Source organism: Bacillus cereus group sp. RP37, from assembly GCF_040459695.1.
Classification (GTDB): domain Bacteria; phylum Bacillota; class Bacilli; order Bacillales; family Bacillaceae_G; genus Bacillus_A.
Genome location: NZ_JARVHP010000001.1, coordinates 3,782,664 through 3,802,657, shown reverse-complemented (window position 1 = coordinate 3,802,657; position 19,994 = coordinate 3,782,664). Strand labels below are relative to the sequence as shown.

Sequence of the window (19,994 nt, the reverse complement as noted above, 5' to 3'; positions counted from 1 at the left end):
AATATTACTTTCTAGAGGATAAATTAGGGTGAATTGGAATTTGTCTGTATACAAACAAATAAATGGATATTATGATGAAAGAAGCAAAAAACATAGGAGTATATGGATATGAGAAAGAAGAAAATAATTAAATATATTATAGGAATTATAATGGTTTGCGCTGTTTATGTGGGATTTTTACAATATAACATTTATAAGCATGGGCAAATGAATGCGGCCTATGATGCTGATTATATAATTGTATTAGGATCGAAAGTAAATGGGACGGAACCATCGTATTCCTTGCAATATCGTATTGATAAAGCAGCTGAGTATTTAAAATCACATGAGAGAACAATTGCTATTGTGTCTGGAGGGAAAGGAAAAGGAGAAGATATTTCAGAAGCATTAGCAATGAAAAATGGATTAATGAAACTAAAAATTGCAGAAAATCGCATAGTAATGGAAGATAAGTCAACGAGTACAGATGAAAATATTAAATTCTCAAAACCTTTAATTCCGGACAATATGAAAAAAGGAATGATCGTAACAAACGATTTCCATATGTTTAGAGCGAAAAAAATAGCAGCCAAACAAGGTTTACAATTAGAAGGTCTTCCGGCGAAAACACCGAAGCGAATTGTCATTCCATCAAATATACGAGAGTATTTAGCCATTACGCAATATTGGTTTATGAATCGAATATAGAGAAAAAATCCCGTTTGGAAGTCCAGACGGGATTTTTTTGGAGGGAAATCTTACAAATATGTCATGTTCATGAAAGGTAAAGCGATAGTTTCTAGAATGGATTCCTGACATAATGAAGATAACAAAAACTATTTAGAGGTGAATCGGATGAAAGGAAATAATATATTATCTTCACTATGTTACTTTAGTATCTTTTTTGCACCATTTTTACTACCAATTATCGTGTACTTCGTTGCGGAGGATGAAGTGAAATACCACGCGAAAAAAGCATTTTGGTCACATATTTTCCCATATGCAATCTTATTTGGTGGATTAGCATTATCAGGCATATATGGTTTAAGCTTCAATCAATCTGATGGTGCTGGAATTGGCATGATGATCACATATGCTGTATTCATTCTTGTAGGGATTTACTACTTCATTTGGAATATCGTAAAAGGTATTAAAGTTTTGAAAACGGCGTAATAAGACAAGAAATAATTTGCTGTAAATATGTCGGTATTTATCAGTGAAGTCGATATTCCTTGTCGAATCGTCAATATAATTTCATTTACCGTACTGATAGATGATTTAAAAAAGAGCAATTCAAAAAGAATTGCTCTTTTTGTGCTTATAAGTTGTGAATATTGAAAAAGATATGTTAATTTTTCATTATGAAGAGAAAAAGGAGTGATTTTCATGAATGAGATCATACATAAAATGGAGCAACACGTTTCAGTTCGTAAATATAAAGAAGAATCCATTCCGAAAGATGTAGTAGAAAGAATGGTGCAAGCTGCACAGCATGCGGCTTCCTCGCATTTTGTACAAGCCTATTCTGTTATATATGTAACAGATCCAGACCTAAAGGCTGAACTAGCAGAGTTATCTGGAAATCGTCACGTGAAAGACTGCGCAGCATTCTTTGTTTGTTGTGCAGATTTAAAACGACTTGAAATGGCATGTGAAAAACATGGTACAGAGATAAAGCATGAAGGAGTAGAAGACTTTATCGTAGCAACGGTAGACGCTTCACTATTTGCGCAAAACTTAGCGTTAGCAGCAGAATCGTTAGGGTACGGTATTTGTTATATTGGTGGCATTCGTAATAACCCGAGGGAAGTGAGTGAATTGCTTCATTTACCGGATAAAGTATATCCTGTGTTTGGAATGACAGTCGGTGTACCAGATGAAGATCATGGAGTGAAACCACGTTTACCAGTAGCAGCAATCCTTCATGAAAATGGATATGATGAAAAGAAATATGATGAATTATTAAATGAATACGATGAAACGATGAACTCGTATTACAAAGAAAGATCAGCAAACAAGAAAAGCATAACATGGACGGAATCAATGAGTTCGTTTATGTCTAAAGAAAAAAGAATGCATATGAAAGAGTTTTTAAGTAAAAAAGGATTTAATAAGAAATGAGTAAAAAGGCAGACCTGCATACGGGTTTGCCCTTTTTTGGAGGAGAAAAGTGATTGTCTTCGAATAAGTATAGGGGGAGGGGATAATATGAAAAAAGCTTTAATCTTTTTATTTGATGGGTTTGCAGAATTTGAAGTGAATATAGCGAGTTTATTTTTGATAAGTAAGGAATTTGAAATAATAACAGCAACTGTAGACGGAAAAACAGTGACAGGAGAAGGTGGTTTTTTGTGTCAACCACATGTCTCTATCGAGCAGGTTGAAGTAGCAGACTATGAAGTGTTTATTGTGCCAGGAGGGCATATTTTTGACCATTTAGAAAATGAACAATTGTTATCTATCGTGAACGAATTACATAAGCAGAATAAATGGATAGCGGGTATTTGTGCAGGAACATCTTTACTACATGCAGCAGGCGTACTTAATAAGAAGAAATTCTCAACATCATTAACATCAGATGAAAAACAATTAGCGCATTTACATGAATGGGAATATAAACAAAATAAAGATGTAACTGTTGATGGAAAAATAATAACAGCTGTAGGGTCTGCGTACGTTGAATTTGCTACTGAAATAATGAAGCAGCTCAATTTATTTAATGACACTGAAGCGAAGGAGAACTTGCAATACTTTAAAAATGTAACAGAGCTTTGTGATAAAACTTTAGTATAAATGAATAATTAAATTGTTAATACCTAAGTTCAGAATGTGGATACCACTTTCTGAACTTAGGTATTTTATTTGTTATCATATACATGAAATAAAAATTAATAAATTTTTACAAAAGTGATAGAAAATGAGAATGAAATACCAATAGTAAGTAAAGGCAGCTGCTAAAGGGGAACTGAGGAAGGAAGATGCATATGATTTTCGATTCTGAAGAGGATTTAATTATAGCTATGAAAAAACGCCATCAAGATGCTTTGAAAGAAGTGATTAATCAATATGGAAAATTAATTTTGTACATTATTCATAAATCATTAAGTACCCCTACTGAAAAACAATATGTGGATGATTGTTATAACGATGTATTTACTGTCATTTGGTTTCATATCGATCAATTTGATATCGACAAGGGAAACTTAAAATCTTGGATGATTGGCATTACTAAATTAAAAGCATTGGAATATAAAAAGAAAGTATATAAAGAGAATAAAATCGATAAGGAGGTAGAAATAGATACAAGTGTCCATGATAGGTATGAAATAGAACAAGAAGAAGAGATTATGGAAATCGTTCAAGATTTAAATAAGAAAGATCGATATATCTTTTTAAAGAGGTATATTGATGGATATTCCATTGACGATATTGCAAAAGAATTAAAAGTAACGGCGGATTATATATACAATCGAATTTCTCGTGGGAAGAAAAAAATTCAAAAACTGTGGAAAGGGAGTGTGTAATATGGATAAAAGATTATTATCTATGTTAAATGAGCTCCAATATTCAGAAGAAGAAATTGCACGTTTAGAGAAAGAAGCGAATGAGTCTATAAATATAGATAAATATTATGTGAAAAACGGGGAGTTATTGAAGAAATTAACGGTGCAAATGTTGGAAGAATCAGTTCGGAAAGAGTTGCAAGAAGGAGAAGAAATCGAATGTGAAATATTAGTGGAAGAAGGGAGTCTTGTAAATTCTAAAGTTATACCTAATATATTAACCACAGGTGCTACATTTTATTATTACATTGTTTTAACTAATACAAGGTTACAAATTATAGCGTTAGATTGTTATTTTAAAAAGTTAAATGAATACAATGTACTAGTAAACTCAATTCAAGCCGTTTCGCAACATAAAAAAATGAAAAATGTATATGGAATTAAAATAAATAACAATTATATACAATTAGGAAGTAAAGAGTATAATCAAGAATTAACAATTTTAATTGGAAAGCTAAAACAATGTGGAGTGAAAGAAGAGAGATATAAAGATTTTGAAAAAAGTTGGATGATTTTTTTCAATGTGTTTGTAATAGCGATAGCCGGGCTTCTAGTTTTTAAATATTTAATATGAAAATAAAAAGCGGCATAATAGCCGCTTTTTATCTTGCAGTTAATATTCTAGCGATGAACCTGTAGCTTTAAAATATTTTTCTCGTGAAGGAGTCATTACCCGGAGTGCTAATAAACAGGAAAGGAAAAGAATGAGTAACGAGCTACTTATTACAGTAATTTGAACGGAAAGAAATTGTGCGGATGCCCCAATTGCTAAAACGAAAAAGATTTGGATGAAATTTTTTATTGAATCAAACACGCTATCGATACGTCCTATCATATGTACAGGGATGTTATTTTGATAAAATGTTATAAAGCCAGTACCAGCAAATGATGAAGAAATGCCAAGTAAAATGAAACCGCTCGCTGCGACGATAAATGAATTTGAAAAGGCGAAAATTACATAGCCTATTGCTGTGAAAATCATCCCTAACCCGATACAATGTTGAATTGGTAATCGTTTGGAAAAGAGAGAGACAAGAAATGAACCGGAAACGTAAGCAGCTCCAGTTATACTCACAAGCATACTGTATTCTATATCGGATAAAAACAGTACTTGATTTGTGAAAACAACTTCTTGTGAATCGAGTGCCATAGAAACAAGCATAGTCGCTTGAAATAAAACGAATATGAGAATAATGTAAGTTTCAGTTCGAGCAAATGAAAAAACTTGTTTCAAATCACTTCGTAATGTTTGTACGAAAGTATTTGCAACCTCTTCGTTTTGCTTTGTTTGTAATGTAATGTTTGGTAAGAAATAAATGAGAATAGTAGAAAGTAGAAATGAAAGTGAGTTGCAGTAAATAACAAAGGATGCAGAGTACGTGGTGAGAAGTATTCCAGCAAGAGCTGGACCGACAATAAAAGCCCCGCTTGTACAAAAGTTATTCCAAGCGTTGAATTGAGCGCGTTCTTCAGCTCGTATGAGCATTGTTTTATAAGAAAATGAAGCTGGATCGAAAAATGATGTAGCAATGCGAGTCAAAAAGATAAAAATATAAATGGCCCAAATAGAATCAAATAGTGGAATACAGCCGATGAGAGCTGCTCGAATTATATCTGTGATGAGCATAATGGACCGTTTGTTTAATCGATCTACTATACTACCAGACCATACTTTTGTAACAACGGTGGCAATTGGGCCAACAATCCATAATCCTGCTACAGCAGCAGGTGAGTTTGTGCTATTTAATACCATTAAGTTTAGAGCGATGAGATACATAAAATCACCTAAACGAGAAATTCCTGTTCCCGACAATAATAATAATTTATTTTTCATGAACAAATGGCCCTTTCTTTCATTGTTTTTTAATCCTGCAGGAAATAGCGTATTCCTCTTCAGAGTTTGATTGACGAGCGGTTTTGTTTTCCCAGCGTAATAAAACTTGTGTAATCTCCCAAGTAAGCTGTTGTAATTCCTCCGGAGTTAAAAATAAATGAGAAACAATATGACTACCTGTATTCGTTCCTTCTGTGCCGCTTTCTTCAATATAGAAATGAGCAGCTTTTGCTTTATAATATTTTTCAATAATTCCTTGTTTTTCCTTCGTGTCTACTAATTCAAGTAACCCTCCATCATATAAAATTTGAACGTGATAATGTACGCTACCAGCAGATTTGTTTAGTTTAGTAGCTACTTGCTTTGCAGTGAGTGCTTCGTCTTTTAAAAGGTGAAGAATTTGAATACGAGTTGCATTAGAAATGAGCTTCTGCTGCTCAGCTGAAATAGTAAGTCTATCTTCAAACATTATGATATCTCCTTTCTTATAATCTAAATTTATTGTACATTCTAAAAAATTAGAACGTAAGGAAAATAAATCTCCTTTTTCCTTTATATTTCGACATAAATAAAAATAGCATGTACATAAACATGCTATTAAGTGATAGTAGATTCTTCACTTAGTTTCCCGCGATAAAACAAGAACAGCCATATAAAACTAACAAAAATACAGCATATAGCTAATAGGCTACCAATAATTTGCGGAGAAAGAATTTCTAAAAGCCATCCCGTAAAAAACATGGATAATTGAATAAGAGATCCGTAAATGGAATAATGGAATGAAAAAACTTTACCCATCATAGTTTCCTTCGTGTAAGTTTGAAGTAATGTCGTATCAAGTGGAACGATGATTCCTCCTGCTATGCGCATGCATAGTAATGTAATGATACCGCTAATAAGTTGATCGGATAAAATGAATGCAAGAAAGAAAATTCCTTGTAGGAAATAGGCCCAACCGAATACCTTTTTCATTTTTTCTTTATTTTTAGATGTATAAAGATTAACGAGAAGGCTTCCCATCATAAGCCCAGCCCCTTGAACTGTATATAAAATCCCAATGTTAGTGTGGAAAATTTTTTCGGCATAGATCGTTAAAAGTAGCTGATAGGCGCCTCCAATAATGCCCCATGAAATGCCGACAAGAATTAAAGTTAAAATGATTTTTGTTTGTAATATGTATGTATAGCCATCTTTTATATCAGTAAAAAATGCTTTTTTCTTGCTAAAAGTATCATGAGAAGGGACACTCATATTATAAATAAAATAGGCTGAAATAAAGTATGACAGGCTATTTACTAAAAAAGCGAACTCAATATGTAAAGATTGTGCAATGATCCCGCCTAAAGAAGCCCCCATAATAGACATAAAACCATTCATTGTACTAGAAAGAGAGTTAGCAGTTACGAAATGATTTTGGTGTACGATATTTTTTAAGGTTGCTTGTTTAGCCGGCTCAAATAAACAAGAAAGTACGGATAAACATATATTAGAAATGAAAATAATCTCAATTTTATATAGTGCAAATAAGTAAGTGAGGACGATCATGCCTCGTAAAATATCGGTAAAAATCAGAATCTTCTTTTTAGAAAAACGATCTACAACGCCGCCTATGAAAGGGCTAAGAAGAAGCTGGGGCAAACCTTTACTTATAAAAGTGAGTGCTATCATAAATGGAGACTCCGTAATACTATAGACGAATGTTACTAAAGCTACCGTATGAAACCAATCTCCAAGTACACTTAATGTTTGCCCATAAAATAATTTATTGAAGTTATTATTTGTTTTCAGAAGTGTGCTATAAGAAACTGACATAAAAGATTAATCCTTATGTAATGATGATGCTTGAACTTGTTTTTTCCATTCGCTTACATACACTTTCTCTTCTATAGGAAGTTCAACAGGTAATTGTGCAATCAATTCTAAACTATTTCCATCAGGATCGTTAAAGTATACGGCGGCATGTGCTAATTCAGGAAAAACAATTGGTTCAATTGGTTCCATTCCGAAGTCTTTTCGTGCTGAAATTCCTTTTTGGTTTAGCCAGTGTATCGCATTTTCTAAATCATGTAAGCTTACTTGAAAGGCGATGTGTCGTAAAGAGGGGTGATAATTCACTTTGTATTCTGTGCCTTCCCAAAGACCGAGCCAACTTTCATTTTCTTTAATCCAAAAGAAAGCAATATCATCTCCTCTTTTATATAATCTTAGCCCTAGCGATTCGTAAAAAGGTATAGACACTTCTAAGTTACGGACAGGTAAATGTGCTTCGTAAAGACCTTTAATCATTGTAATCCTCCTTAATAAAAATGTTTCTGATTTCATAGTAAACGGTTTTTTATTAGTTGGAATCACAAAAAAGAGGGATATCACTTCATACGAAAGTATGAAAAAACAGCTCAAATATGAGCTGTTTCGTATAGTTTTTCGTTCGTTTGTTAAGGATAGGATATATTAGTATCCGTATCCGCCGCCACCCCAACAGCTACATCCGATGATGATTAGAAGGATGAATAGTACGATAAGCAAAGCAAATCCACCGCCGAAACCAGCGCAACTTCCACCATAGCTCATATGTTTTCCTCCTTTGAGTAAGTTAATCTATATAATTCATGGACTACTGTATACAGTATGTTTTTTGTGTGGAAAAGGAGCCAGTCTCTTTTGTAATTAGACAAACGCCTGTGTGGTCATTTTAAGTGTATATTGAGCTAGGGATGTATGAATGAATCGTTATATGTTTTGCGATTTGTTCATAAAAAAATATAAAATTGTAAAAAAAACCATTTTTATATTTTTTTATGAGAGGATTTGTACTATAATTTTACAAGTAATATTATGGGAAAAGGGAGTTTTAGTAAAGAGATGGAGATGGGACAATTACAAAATAAAATAGAAAACAAAAAGAAAGAGCTAATTCAACTTGTTGCTAGACACGGATTGGATCATGATAAAGTTTTGTTATTTAGCCGAGATTTAGATATACTAATTAATAAGTTTATGAATGTAAAAGATAAAGTACATAAATAAATAATTTGTAGTTTTTTATATTAAGATATTTTATAAAAGAAGGAGAGAACAGTATTTGGAACATTTACAAGAAGAGCTGTATAAACAAATAAAAGAAGAAAAAGGTATTGTTACAATTTTTTTAAAGAGTGGCGTTAGAATAGTAGGAGAAATTGTTGCGATAGATAAATTTACTGTTTTAATGTTAGTTGATGGAAAACAACAACTTATTTACAAGCAGGCTGTATCAACAATAATGAAATAAGACACTCATATTGAGTGTCTTATTTCATTATCTTTTGCAAGCTTCAACGTCAATGCCGGCAGCTAGTAATTTCTTTTCTCCATCTTGCTCGATGAGTTTTTGTAATTTAGATAGGAAAGAATCAAAGTTTGTATGCTTTGCTACTTGGAATGTCATTTTATGCTCAATTGGTAGCCACGTATCAATATCAGCTTCGTTATGCTGAATTTTCACCTCAAGTTTATCAAGTGCGTTAGCAACTTTTGCTTCGTACGTTTCTTTCGCTTCAAACTCCATCCATAAATCATATAATTCCTCACCGAGAGAACCTTTTAATGTGCGTTTAATATTTAAAATTGCTTCTTGCTCATTTATTTGTTTTTGTAATTGTAATTCATGACTATTCATTGTATCAAAAGCAGGAATATCACCAGCTTCTGCCTCGACTAGGTCGTGAATAATAACCATTTTAAGTAATTTTTCAACATTGACTTTTTGATCCAAATAAGGCTCAACTAAAATGGCCATTAGAGACATGCGCCACGTATGTTCAGCAACGCTTTCTTGACGTCCGTTAGAAAGCCAGCTATGCCGCATTTCATATTTTAGTTTTTCTGCTAGTGCAATGACTTGTAAAATGTTATGTTCCATCGTGATCCTCCTCATATTTCTATACTGTAATTCTAATATGGAAATAAAATGTGTCAATTCTATGAGTATATTGCGATAAATAGATGATAAGCGTATAATACATATTATATGTGAAAACGCATTATTAAAATAAAAAAATGTTTTATAAAAATGAAAAGGGAAGGGCAGGAATATGGGAGACGAAAATCAAGGATTAGCTAGACCACAAAGAAGAAAAAGGAAGTTTGACATTTCTAGCCCAGTTGGCATTATAGTGGGTTTTGCTATAGTGATAGCGGCAATTATGATTGGTGGCGGTGGAATAAAAGCTTTTAAAAACTTTTTAGATGTTTCATCTATTTTAATTGTCATAGGGGGAACCACAGCGACAATTGTTGTGGCATATCGATTTGGAGAAATAAAAAAATATACGAAAAGTATTTTTACTGTTTTACATAGAAGAGAAGCAGATTTAGAACAGTTAACGGATTTGTTTGTTGATTTTTCGAAAAAGTCTAAAAAACATGGCCTGCTTTCTTTAGAAGTTGATGGAGAGCAAGTAGACAATCCTTTTATTCAAAAAGGAATTCGATTAATGTTAAGTGGTTACGATGAAGATGAATTAAAAGAAGTATTAATGAAAGATATTGAAACAGAAGTATATGAGTTAAGAAAAGGAGCAGCGTTATTAGATAAAATTGGCGATTTCGCTCCAGCTTGGGGCATGATAGGGACTTTAATCGGTCTTATCATTATGCTTCAAAACTTGCAAGATACATCGCAAATTGGTACAGGGATGGCAGTTGCGATGTTAACGACATTGTATGGATCAGTACTTGCAAATATGATTGCAATCCCTCTTGCTGAAAAAGTGTATCGTGGTATTGAGGATTTATATACAGAGAAGAAGTTTGTTATTGAAGCAATTTCAGAATTGTATCGTGGACAAATTCCTTCTAAATTAAAGTTAAAACTGGATACATACGTATACGAAACAAAGATAAAAAAAGTAAAACGAGCAGCCTAATATTTCAAGGAGTGGTAAGGTGATGATAAAACGACCGCAAAGGGGATCGCCTCGTTGGATGACAACTTTTACAGATTTAACGATGTTATTATTAACTTTCTTTGTATTACTAGTTGCTACATCAAAGCAGGATGCAGTAAAATTGTCGAAGATGCTTGAAAAGTTTAGTGATGTGGAGCAAGTAGATGCAAAAGTAATGGAAAATACAATACCAGATATTTCACATGAAAAAAATGATGAAAAAATGGTCTCTAAAAAGAGAATGGACGAATTATATAAAAAGTTAAAAGCATATGTAGATAATAACGGTATTAGTCAAGTGAATGTATATCGAGAGGATACGGGAGTAAGCGTCGTTATAGTAGATAATTTAATATTTGATACGGGTGACGCGAACGTTAAACCAGAAGCGAAAGAGATAATAAGTCAATTAGTTGGGTTTTTCCAATCCGTACCAAATCCGATTGTTGTGGAAGGGCATACAGATAGTAGACCTATTCATAATGACAAATTCCCTTCTAACTGGGAGTTGTCTTCAGCAAGAGCGGCAAATATGATTCACCACTTAATCGAAGTGTATAATGTGGATGATAAAAGGCTAGCTGCGGTAGGATATGCAGACACAAAGCCAGTTGTACCAAATGATTCACCGCAAAATTGGGAGAAAAACCGTCGCGTTGTCATTTACATAAAAGAATAGTATATTATCATTTTAATAATAAAATAATAAAAATACGAAAATTCTTTTTAAAAAATATTAAATTTTATCATTTTATTTTGTATAATGAGTGAGAATGATAAGGTGAAATATTAAGATATATTTATACATAGAAGGAGAGAATTAAAAAGAATGGCACATAAAATTTTAGTTGTAGATGATGCGATGTTTATGCGAACGATGATTAAAAACTTATTAAAAAGTAATTCTGAATTTGAAATTATTGGTGAAGCAGAGAATGGAGTAGAAGCAATTCAGAAGTTTAAAGAACTTCAACCGGATATTGTAACATTAGATATTACTATGCCAGAAATGGACGGACTTGAAGCATTAAAAGAAATTATTAAAATTGATTCAAGTGCAAAAGTTGTTATTTGTTCTGCAATGGGACAACAAGGTATGGTATTAGATGCAATTAAGGGTGGAGCAAAAGACTTTATTGTAAAGCCATTCCAAGCGGATCGAGTAATTGAAGCTTTAACAAAAGTAGCAAACAGCTAATATAGAAGGGGTGCCACAAGGAATCTAAACATTGATAGCGGATATGCGTGTGGCCCCCTTTTTTCTTGTTTTAAAACACTAAATTGTTATACATAAATGAAATGTTTGTTAGACAGGTAGGGGATTAAAATGCAAACAGATCTATTAAATATATTTTTTGAGGAATCAGAAGAACATTTACAATCACTAAATGAAAATGTGCTAACTTTAGAACAAAATCCTGCCGATATGGATGTTGTGGGAGAAATATTCCGCTCAGCCCATACATTCAAAGGTATGTCAGCGAGTATGGAATTTACGGAAATGGCGGATTTAACGCATAAAATGGAAAACGTTTTAGATGAAATTCGTCATGGGAATATAGTTGTAAATGCGGAGATTATTGATGTGATTTTTGAGTGCATTGATAATCTAGAGAAGATGGTTGCAGATGTGCAACAAGGCGGAATGGGCAATATTGATGTAGTTACAACTAAGCAGAAATTAGAAGCATTATTGAATGGCAATGTAGAAAATACTGCTGGATATATTGAGCAAGAACCTATAAATAATGATGATGATGATGCAGTTTCACATGAAGTGCATATAACTGTCGAGCAACAAGCTATTTTAAAAGCGGTACGTGCAATCATGTGTATTGAGGCACTGCAAAATGTAGGGAATGTACAAAAAACAGTTCCAAGTATTGAAGAAATTGAGGCAGATGCTTTCGGTTTTGAGTTCACAGTATTTATGGATACTGATCAAAGTGAAGAAGAATTAAAACAAGTAGTGCTTCATGTTTCTGAAATTGAGAAAGTAGAAGTGAAGCAAGGACATACATCAAAAGAAGTAGTTTCAGAAGAATTGGCTACACAAGAAGTTATACAAGTGGCTACGCAGGTGGAATCAACTAAAGAAATATCGAAGCAACCTGCTAGTGCTACACCAGCTAAAAGTAATGGGAAGACAAAAAGTGGTAAAGTGGAAAATCGTTCCATACGTGTTCAATTAGAAAAAATCGAAAGATTAATGAATATGTTTGAAGAAAGTGTAATTGAACGTGGGCGCATTGATGAATTGGCACAAAGGATTCAAAATAAGGAGTTAATTGAGCATTTAAATCGATTAGGCGATATTTCAAAAGATATTCAAAATGTACTACTAAACATGCGTATGGTACCAATTGAAACGGTCTTCAATCGTTTCCCGCGTATGGTACGTATGTTAGCAAAAGATTTAGGGAAAAAAATCGATTTACAAATTACAGGTGAAGACACTGAAGTTGATAAAATTGTTATTGATGAAATCGGTGATCCACTCGTTCATTTAATCCGTAATGCAATTGATCACGGTGTTGAGACTGTTGAACAACGTCGTGATGCAGGTAAAAATGAGACAGGTACGATTAAATTAGAAGCATTCCATAGTGGAAATCATGTCGTAATTCAAATTACGGATGACGGAAACGGTATTCATAAAGGAAAAGTATTAGAAAAAGCGATTAAAAATGGTGTTGTAACAGAATCTGAGGCAAATAAATTAACGGACCGTGAAGTATTTGATTTAATCTTCCAACCAGGATTTAGTACAGCTGAAGTTGTATCCGACCTTTCTGGTCGTGGCGTTGGATTAGATGTAGTAAAACATACGATCCATAGTTTAGGTGGACATTTAATTATTGATTCTGAAGAAGGAAAAGGTAGTACATTTAGAATTGAACTGCCATTAACGTTGTCCATTATTCAATCTATGCTTGTTCAAACGAATGATAAACGTTATGCTTTCCCTCTTGGTAATATTGTTGAAGCAATTCGGATTAAGAGAGAAGACATCCAATCCTTACAAGGAAAAGATGTGTTAAATTACCGTAATCAAATTATTGAAGTGAAGCATTTAAGTACTGTATTTGGTGAAAAAACAGTAGATGAGGCGTTTGCGTCATATGATGGTCAAATGGTTCCTGTGTTAATTGTTCGTAATACACATCGCAGCTATGGACTTATTGTAAACACAATTATCGGTCAAAGAGAAATAGTCCTAAAGTCATTAGGTGACTTCTTTGCAGAGAGTTCTAATTATTTCTCTGGTGCGACAATTCTCGGTGATGGACGAGTGGTCCTCATTTTAAACCCAGAAGGTTTATAATAGGAATGAAGGAAAGCTCCCCACTTGTATACAATTGGGGAGCTTTTTGGTTAATCGTTACGAATCTAAAAGTGGGAATAAATACATATTAACGTTTTATATAATAAGTTTGTTAAAATAAAATAAGAGTTTATATCGTTTGATAGAAAAACAGAAATGAGGAGGCAGAGAAAATGCCTGAGCAACACACAAAAGGGGATACGAGCACAATTGTGCTAGAAAAAGAAAATGAGCATTTAACGCCTCAAGAATGCGATATTCTTGGCGAAATTGCAAATATATCATTTGGTTCAGCTTCGACTGTATTATCAACAATCTTAAATAGGCAAGTAAGCATTACTGCTCCTCGCATAGAATTGGTAGATTTATATGATTCAAGCGACGTCGAAGTTCCACACGTTGTATTAAACATTCATTTTACAAAAGGATTAGATATGGAAAACCTTCTTGTCCTTAAGCAAGATGTTGCATTATCCATTGCTGATTTAATGATGATGGGAACAGGTGAAGTGGAAGACGGAAAAGAACTTGGTGAATTAGAGCTAAGTGCTGTACAAGAAGCCATGAATCAAATGATGGGGTTCGCAGCTACATCTATGTCAGAATTCTTTCAAGATACAGTAGATATGTCTCCGCCGACAATTAAAGTTGTAAAGTTATCAGAAGAAATGGAGAAAATTTCTGAGATTGATGGGAATCAAACGATTGTTAAAGTATCGTTTGATTTAAAGATAGATAATCTTGTAAACTCTAAACTTGTGCAAATTGTTTCAGTTGAACATGCGAAACGAATGGTAAATAAATTAATGCAATTATCTGGTGGAGTAGAAGAAAAAGACGAGCCAGCGGAAGTAGTGGAAACGGAGATTGTAGAAGAACAAGTTGAAAAAGAGCATTTAACACAAGAAGAGAAAGATGTCCTTGGTGAAATTGCAAATATTTCAATTGGTTCCGCTTCTACAGTATTGTCAACACTTTTAAATCAGCCAGTTACAATTAGTACGCCCAATGTAGAATCAATCAATGTTCGTCATTATGACGGAGTACCAGTCCCGTTTGTTATTTTAAATGTTGATTTTGTTGAAGGACTAAAGAATGAGAATGTATTCGTATTTACAAAAGATGTCGCTTTAACAATGGTAGATTTAATGATGATGGGAACAGGGGAAGTTGATCCAGAGAAAGAGCTTAGTGAATTAGAACTGAGCGGTATTAAAGAAATCATGAACCAAATGATGGGGCATGCTGCAACGGCGATGTCAGAAATGTTTCAAGAAAAAATGGACATGACACCGCCAAATGTTAAATTTGTAACCTTAAAAGAAGAAATGGAATATTTGGGAGAGTCAATGAAAGTGGACGAACTCGTTCAAATTACGTTCAACCTTGAAATTGGCGACCTGCTTCAATCGAAAATGTATCAAATTTTACCGATTTCAGAAGCGAAAGAAATGGTAAGAAGACTTCTATATCCAATGGTGGAAGAGGAAGAAGAGATTGTTACGGAAGAAATTGAAGAAGAAAAAATTGTAGAACCTGTTGTACAACCTATTGAATTTAAAGAAGTAAAACAAATTGAACCAGTATATATGGACACATCCATCTTACAAAATGTAGAAATGAATGTTAAATTTGTATTTGGAAGCACAGTGAAAACAATTCAAGATATTTTAAGTTTACAAGAGAATGAAGCAGTTGTGCTAGATGAGGATATTGATGAACCGATTCGTATTTATGTAAATGATGTATTAGTGGCGTATGGTGAACTTGTAAATGTAGATGGATTTTTCGGAGTAAAAGTGACGAAATCGCTATAAGTCGTTGAAATAGGAGTTTGAGTTAGTAGATGAAAAACGTAAAGTTTTTTCTAATGAGCTGGTTATTCATACATATGTGTCTGTTCGTCCCTCTGCAAAGTCAGGCGGAAGAACAAATTGAGCCAGCTCAAAAAATAAATGAAGTGAATATGCAAGAAGAAAACAAAGAAGTGCAAGAGCGGCCAGAGCAAGTGGAAGTGAATCAAGGTAAAGAGCAACAACAAGAAGTAGCAAATGAACAAGAGGTCGAAAAAAAGATAGAGACGGATCAAGGGATTATTACAGTAAATAAGTCGGAATTAAAAGTTGGCGAAGAAGTGCGGGTTATTGTAGAGCCGAAAGAGCAAAATGTTCAAAGTATAAAAGGTATTTTGCGCTTGCCCAAAAACGGCGATCAGTATGAACAAGAAAGAATGCTATCGTTTAAGTATGAAGAGGAAACGAAGCGATGGATTGCTAACTACAAGGTCAAAACTTTTGATTTGCAAGGTGATTGGAATCTGCAGCTCATTCAAAGCTATAAAGAAAATGAGAAAGAAGAACTCACTGAAAATGAAGTGAAAGTCCCGCTCATCCATATAAATAATGAAATGCCAACTATAGATAAAGAGTTACCGAAGTTGCAGAAGGTTACTATTGATGAAGCAACAGAGAACTTAATTGAACGGAAACAAGGCGATTCTATACGTGTGCGAGTGAAGGCAGCAGACAAAGAATCGGTTGTGAAAGAGGTCCGCGTGACATTAAAGGGGAAAGAAAATAAAGAGACTACATTTTTATTAGATTACAATAAGCGCGATATGGATTGGCAAAAAGTATTTGAAATAACGGATGCGTTGCCAATTGGCTTATACGAATTACTTGTAGAGATAGTGGATGCGGCCGGCAATAAACTCGTTGAGGAAAGTGAGTATATCGTTTCTGTTTTGGAGCAAAAAACAGAAGATGATAAAAAGGTAGAAGAACGAGAGAATGAAGATAAATTAGAAGATAAGAAAGAAACTGAGAAGCAGGAAGACTCGAAAGTAGAAATCCCGCTTCTGGAAGAAAAACCGCCAGTTGTTCAAATTCCGAAAAAAGAAGAGAAAGTAAATGATCTTATAAAAGAACCATTGATAGAGAAAGAAAAAATTACTTATGTTATAAAAGAGCCTCTAACAGACAACAAGGAAGTAAATAAAGCGAAGGCTCAAAATAATAAAAATAACAATCAAGTTGTTTCTAAAAAGAAAGAAAAAGAAGAAGAGCCAGAAGAGAAGAAAGAAGCAAAAAGTGAACAGGGAATACAAGCTTCTAATGTATTTGCTATCATGTCAGGTTTATTCGTACTATTTTTAGTTTTAAAGAGTAATAAAGAATGGGGCTAAGTATTTCATAGTAGTGGAGGCGCTTAAATGGAAATTAAACGTACGACAATTGAAGATAAGACGCTACAACCATTAAAACAGCCTGCAGCTATTTCGGAACATGAAATCCAGAAAGAACGAAAGCATAGTAATCTAGTGTTTACTGGACAGTCTAAGATTATTTCGAAAAATAATGAAATAGGGATTTTACTTGCGAGTTTAGGTGATGGAAAGGTTATGAAGGAAATGCTTTCTAAAGAGATGGATACAGTACTGCAACTCTTTAAAAAGTTGCATACGTTATCTGGAGAAGGGAAGCAAACAGAAAAAGTATTTGAACAAGTAATGAGAAGTTTACAAGGGCTTGTTAAACAGGCGCATATAAAAGAGCTTCCTTTGTTAGATGGAACGTATGATTTCGCAGAAGTACAACTATCATTTGGTAGAAAGGTACATATTCCGTTATTAGATGTAAGTGCACTCATTTCTAGAGTGGAAAGTGATTCTTCAGAAGGAAATATGAATTTAATGGTAACGGTTATTACTGCTTACATAACGAAATTGTCTAACGAAACTATTTTAATTAGTGTTACAGATCGCACGGCTAAAGAGCGGGATGTAAGTGTATGGAGAGCGCTCGCGGAAATGAATATGACACAATTATCACAGGCCCTGAAACAAACGATGCAAGAACATAAATGGTCTATGACATTTCTTTTTCTCTTTGTATGGATTGTTGCTATTATTTTAATTCGAGTTATATAAAAAGGTCGTCACTTTACATTGTGACGACCTCTTTTATATTTTTTCGTAGAAGAATGTATCAAATCTCTGAAGATTATAACGTTCAGGTGTTAAAATTTGTTCAGTACTACCAACAAATAGTACGCCGCCTTTTCGTAAAGCACGACTAAACTTTTCATAAAGTTTTACCCTTGCTTCTTCAGTAAAGTATATCATTACGTTGCGACAAATGATTAAATCGTAATTTGTATCGAACGACTGCATTAACAGGTCGTGTTGCTTGAACGTCACGTTTTGTTTAATATTTTGATGTAATGAATATATATCATTCTCTTTTGTGAAATGACGCTCTTTCAAATCGATAGGTAATTCTTTTAAAGAACGTTCTGTATATTGACCGCGTTTTGCGGTTTCTAAAATGTGAAAATCAAGGTCTGTTGCTTGTATTTCAAAGCGAAATGGAGCTAGATGCTTCGATAAAATTAAAGAGAGCGTATATGGTTCTTCACCTGCAGCGCAAGCGGCACTCCATACTTTTAATTTCCCGTTATTTTGTTCAAGTAATTTTGGTAGTGCTTTCGTTTCTAACGTTTGCCAACGTTCTTTATTTCTGAAAAACTCTGAAACGTTAATTGTAATATAGTCGATAAAACTTAAAAATAAATTTTGATCGGTACGTAAATTGCTTAAAAAACTAGTGTAGTTCTCAAAGCCTTTTCTCGAAATAAAAGCATCGATTCTACGACGCATTCTATCTTGTTTATATGAAGCGATATCCATATTGAATTGCTGTTTAAAACTCGCGATAAAATGATCATAATCTTGTTCAATTATCATATTTATAATAGGCACAATAACGATATTGTGCCTCCCCCTTTACATCATACGGATTTTTTGTTCAAAGTTTTTTTTCATCTGTTTTTCATGTAAACCAGGTAAATCATAAATAACAGCATCAATTCCTGCATCTTTTGCAACATCAACGGGAATGACAGATGTATGCTTGTCCCCATTATAAAAACAGAGAACTAAATCGGTATCTTCAATTATTTGTTTTACAAAAAACATATAATCTGATCGGTAAATGGAGTCGGAAGGATGATCAAAAGCGACATACTCGGCTCCGTGTTTTTTTAAGTAATCAACGACCTCTTGAAATTCATCTGTTAATGTTTGTAACGGCTGTAGCGTGTAAAGGCATAAATTTTGAGCGAGTCTTTCGTTTTCGATGAAAAAACGAAGAATCTCATTTTCGATAGATTTATAACATAATATGTAAATTTTATGTTTGTGAGCATAGTCAGTTAAAAATTTTTTTATTTCTTCTTGATCTAATGCTGTTAATTGATTTGAACCACAAAGAAAAATATTCATAGATTTGTGCCACCTCATGCTAAATTGTAACATATCTTTTATAAAAAATAACTGCAAAATATTAGTGTTCAGAGTATAATTATAAATAACTGGATTTTACGATTAAGTTTAGGAAGAAATAAAAAAATAAATAGGTGATATATATGCTGCGTTCGATCTCGCATAATCCAATTTTATCGCATATACCGCCTGCTACTCAAATGCCGAAAGAAGCAAATGTCAGGACAGGACTTGCATTTTCGGATAATTTGCATGCAGATCCGAAAAAAGATAAATTGCTAGAACAAATGGAAGCATTTGTCGATAACATTGGAGAAATTAAAGAGAAAATTGAAATGGAATTAACGCTTGATAATGTAATGGAATACAAAAATACAGTAAAATCATTTTTGAATTTTTACGTAGATAATGTATTGCAATATAAAGATGTCATGTCTCGTCATCCGCGTTACGGATATTCACAGAAAATGACGATTGTGAAACAGGCGGAAATGGGATTAAATGAGTTAGAAGATGTTATGAATTTAATTAATACGAAAACGGGACATTTAGAAATGTTAAATCAGATTGGAGAAATCCACGGTTTAATTGTAAATTTAGTCTTGTAAAAGGGAAGGAAGCTATATGTACATACAATTATATGAAAAGCTCGTTATTATTCAAAAAGCATATGAAAACATTCAAGCGCTTGGAGAACAAATATATGAGAATTTAAAACATAAAAATGTAAATGCAGTTCAAAAGTTACAAGTAGAGCAATTGCAGTACATTGATGGTTTAAAAAAGTTATCAAGTTCATTTGAAGAAATGGTTGTTCAGTTTTGTAAAGAACAGGGAGTGGAATCATTTCGCGTAAGTGCGTTATTTTCGTATTTTTCTCATGAAGAAATTGAAAAAATGGAAGGATTACAAAAAAATGTAACTGAATTAGAAGAGAATGTAAAAATGATTCTTTTGAAAAATCAATATTACTTAAACGTACTATTAAAAACTACAGAAAGTATTGTGGATTCCGTTTCTGAATATAATTTAGAGCGAAACAATAATTCACAAATCTTTATGAACGAACTATTGTAAAGGGGAA

General features: G+C 33.4%; 25 protein-coding genes. 17 read left to right on the top strand and 8 right to left on the bottom strand.

Translation table 11 applies throughout. The annotated features are described in order from the left end of the window. Positions 1-108 precede the first annotated feature (108 nt). The 6 genes from QCI44_RS20050 to QCI44_RS20025 all read left to right on the top strand — a co-directional run bounded on the left by QCI44_RS20050 (position 109) and on the right by QCI44_RS20025 (position 4,116). Positions 109-687 (top strand): YdcF family protein, encoded by a 579-nt coding sequence (locus tag QCI44_RS20050; RefSeq protein WP_088083524.1) that lies wholly within the window; start codon positions 109-111, stop codon positions 685-687. Positions 688-834: 147 nt separating this feature from the next. After that, positions 835-1,152 (top strand): magnetosome magnetite crystal formation protein family, encoded by a 318-nt coding sequence (locus QCI44_RS20045; RefSeq protein WP_016134047.1) that lies wholly within the window; start codon positions 835-837, stop codon positions 1,150-1,152. Between the two features lie 213 nt (positions 1,153-1,365). Then, on the top strand, positions 1,366-2,100 hold the full coding sequence (gene nfsA / locus QCI44_RS20040; protein ID WP_098485793.1) for an oxygen-insensitive NADPH nitroreductase: 735 nt from the start codon (positions 1,366-1,368) through the stop codon (positions 2,098-2,100). 87 nt (positions 2,101-2,187) lie between these two features. Further along, positions 2,188-2,772, top strand: a complete 585-nt coding sequence (locus QCI44_RS20035; protein WP_353811416.1) for a type 1 glutamine amidotransferase family protein — start codon at positions 2,188-2,190, stop codon at positions 2,770-2,772. Positions 2,773-2,957: 185 nt separating this feature from the next. Then, entirely contained in the window at positions 2,958-3,503 is a 546-nt protein-coding gene (locus QCI44_RS20030) for a sigma-70 family RNA polymerase sigma factor (RefSeq protein ID WP_353811415.1), read from the top strand. Between the two features lies 1 nt (position 3,504). Next, a complete protein-coding gene (locus QCI44_RS20025) occupies positions 3,505-4,116 on the top strand; it encodes a flagellar motor switch protein FliG (protein WP_098560723.1) in 612 nt (203 codons plus the stop codon). A gap of 39 nt (positions 4,117-4,155) precedes the next feature. On the opposite strand, the gene QCI44_RS20020 is transcribed toward QCI44_RS20025, so the two are convergent. From QCI44_RS20020 to QCI44_RS20000, 5 genes are all read right to left on the bottom strand, one after another. Continuing rightward, positions 4,156-5,376, bottom strand: a complete 1,221-nt coding sequence (locus QCI44_RS20020; RefSeq protein WP_353811414.1) for an MFS transporter — start codon at positions 5,374-5,376, stop codon at positions 4,156-4,158. A 19-nt stretch (positions 5,377-5,395) separates the two neighbouring features. After that, positions 5,396-5,845, bottom strand: coding sequence for an ArsR/SmtB family transcription factor (locus QCI44_RS20015; RefSeq protein WP_353811413.1), 450 nt, complete (start codon positions 5,843-5,845; stop codon positions 5,396-5,398). 128 nt (positions 5,846-5,973) lie between these two features. Beyond that, on the bottom strand, positions 5,974-7,188 hold the full coding sequence (locus QCI44_RS20010) for an MFS transporter (RefSeq protein ID WP_353811412.1): 1,215 nt from the start codon (positions 7,186-7,188) through the stop codon (positions 5,974-5,976). A gap of 6 nt (positions 7,189-7,194) precedes the next feature. Further along, positions 7,195-7,662, bottom strand: coding sequence for a VOC family protein (locus tag QCI44_RS20005; protein WP_353811411.1), 468 nt, complete (start codon positions 7,660-7,662; stop codon positions 7,195-7,197). A gap of 165 nt (positions 7,663-7,827) precedes the next feature. Then, complete coding sequence (locus tag QCI44_RS20000; protein ID WP_000120179.1) at positions 7,828-7,947, bottom strand: YjcZ family sporulation protein; 120 nt, start codon at positions 7,945-7,947, stop codon at positions 7,828-7,830. Between the two features lie 237 nt (positions 7,948-8,184). Between QCI44_RS20000 and QCI44_RS19995 the strand changes: the two genes are divergently transcribed. Continuing rightward, positions 8,185-8,403, top strand: coding sequence for an aspartyl-phosphate phosphatase Spo0E family protein (locus QCI44_RS19995; RefSeq protein ID WP_060630268.1), 219 nt, complete (start codon positions 8,185-8,187; stop codon positions 8,401-8,403). A 55-nt stretch (positions 8,404-8,458) separates the two neighbouring features. Beyond that, entirely contained in the window at positions 8,459-8,647 is a 189-nt protein-coding gene (gene hfq, locus QCI44_RS19990) for an RNA chaperone Hfq (protein WP_000400658.1), read from the top strand. A gap of 27 nt (positions 8,648-8,674) precedes the next feature. Here hfq and QCI44_RS19985 read toward each other — a convergent pair whose 3' ends face one another. Then, complete coding sequence (locus QCI44_RS19985; protein ID WP_098505915.1) at positions 8,675-9,277, bottom strand: HD domain-containing protein; 603 nt, start codon at positions 9,275-9,277, stop codon at positions 8,675-8,677. A gap of 172 nt (positions 9,278-9,449) precedes the next feature. Here QCI44_RS19985 and QCI44_RS19980 point away from each other — a divergent pair, with 172 nt between their 5' ends. The 7 genes from QCI44_RS19980 (at position 9,450) to QCI44_RS19950 (ending at position 17,557) form a co-directional block, all read left to right on the top strand. Further along, a complete protein-coding gene (locus tag QCI44_RS19980; RefSeq protein WP_016088546.1) occupies positions 9,450-10,283 on the top strand; it encodes a flagellar motor protein MotP in 834 nt (277 codons plus the stop codon). A 22-nt stretch (positions 10,284-10,305) separates the two neighbouring features. Beyond that, entirely contained in the window at positions 10,306-10,983 is a 678-nt protein-coding gene (locus QCI44_RS19975; RefSeq protein ID WP_060630271.1) for an OmpA family protein, read from the top strand. 150 nt (positions 10,984-11,133) lie between these two features. After that, positions 11,134-11,502 (top strand): response regulator, encoded by a 369-nt coding sequence (locus tag QCI44_RS19970; RefSeq protein ID WP_000940570.1) that lies wholly within the window; start codon positions 11,134-11,136, stop codon positions 11,500-11,502. A gap of 129 nt (positions 11,503-11,631) precedes the next feature. Then, positions 11,632-13,629: a chemotaxis protein CheA gene (locus QCI44_RS19965; protein WP_098485784.1), complete on the top strand. Its 1,998-nt coding sequence runs from the start codon at positions 11,632-11,634 to the stop codon at positions 13,627-13,629. A gap of 173 nt (positions 13,630-13,802) precedes the next feature. Next, positions 13,803-15,446 (top strand): flagellar motor switch protein, encoded by a 1,644-nt coding sequence (locus QCI44_RS19960; RefSeq protein ID WP_098405166.1) that lies wholly within the window; start codon positions 13,803-13,805, stop codon positions 15,444-15,446. 29 nt (positions 15,447-15,475) lie between these two features. Then, positions 15,476-16,813, top strand: a complete 1,338-nt coding sequence (locus QCI44_RS19955) for a transglycosylase (RefSeq protein ID WP_353811410.1) — start codon at positions 15,476-15,478, stop codon at positions 16,811-16,813. Positions 16,814-16,840: 27 nt separating this feature from the next. After that, complete coding sequence (locus QCI44_RS19950) at positions 16,841-17,557, top strand: hypothetical protein (protein WP_016134062.1); 717 nt, start codon at positions 16,841-16,843, stop codon at positions 17,555-17,557. A gap of 33 nt (positions 17,558-17,590) precedes the next feature. Here the strand turns inward: QCI44_RS19950 and cheR are convergent, their stop codons facing one another. Both cheR and QCI44_RS19940 read right to left on the bottom strand, forming a co-directional pair. Then, positions 17,591-18,373: a protein-glutamate O-methyltransferase CheR gene (gene cheR, locus QCI44_RS19945; protein ID WP_116349646.1), complete on the bottom strand. Its 783-nt coding sequence runs from the start codon at positions 18,371-18,373 to the stop codon at positions 17,591-17,593. A 39-nt stretch (positions 18,374-18,412) separates the two neighbouring features. Then, positions 18,413-18,910, bottom strand: coding sequence for a hypothetical protein (locus QCI44_RS19940; protein WP_016134064.1), 498 nt, complete (start codon positions 18,908-18,910; stop codon positions 18,413-18,415). A 143-nt stretch (positions 18,911-19,053) separates the two neighbouring features. Between QCI44_RS19940 and QCI44_RS19935 the strand changes: the two genes are divergently transcribed. Together QCI44_RS19935 and QCI44_RS19930 are read left to right on the top strand one after the other, a co-directional pair. After that, positions 19,054-19,518, top strand: coding sequence for a YaaR family protein (locus QCI44_RS19935; RefSeq protein WP_000946323.1), 465 nt, complete (start codon positions 19,054-19,056; stop codon positions 19,516-19,518). Positions 19,519-19,534: 16 nt separating this feature from the next. After that, on the top strand, positions 19,535-19,987 hold the full coding sequence (locus QCI44_RS19930; RefSeq protein ID WP_088083535.1) for a hypothetical protein: 453 nt from the start codon (positions 19,535-19,537) through the stop codon (positions 19,985-19,987). Positions 19,988-19,994: the final 7 nt, after the last annotated feature.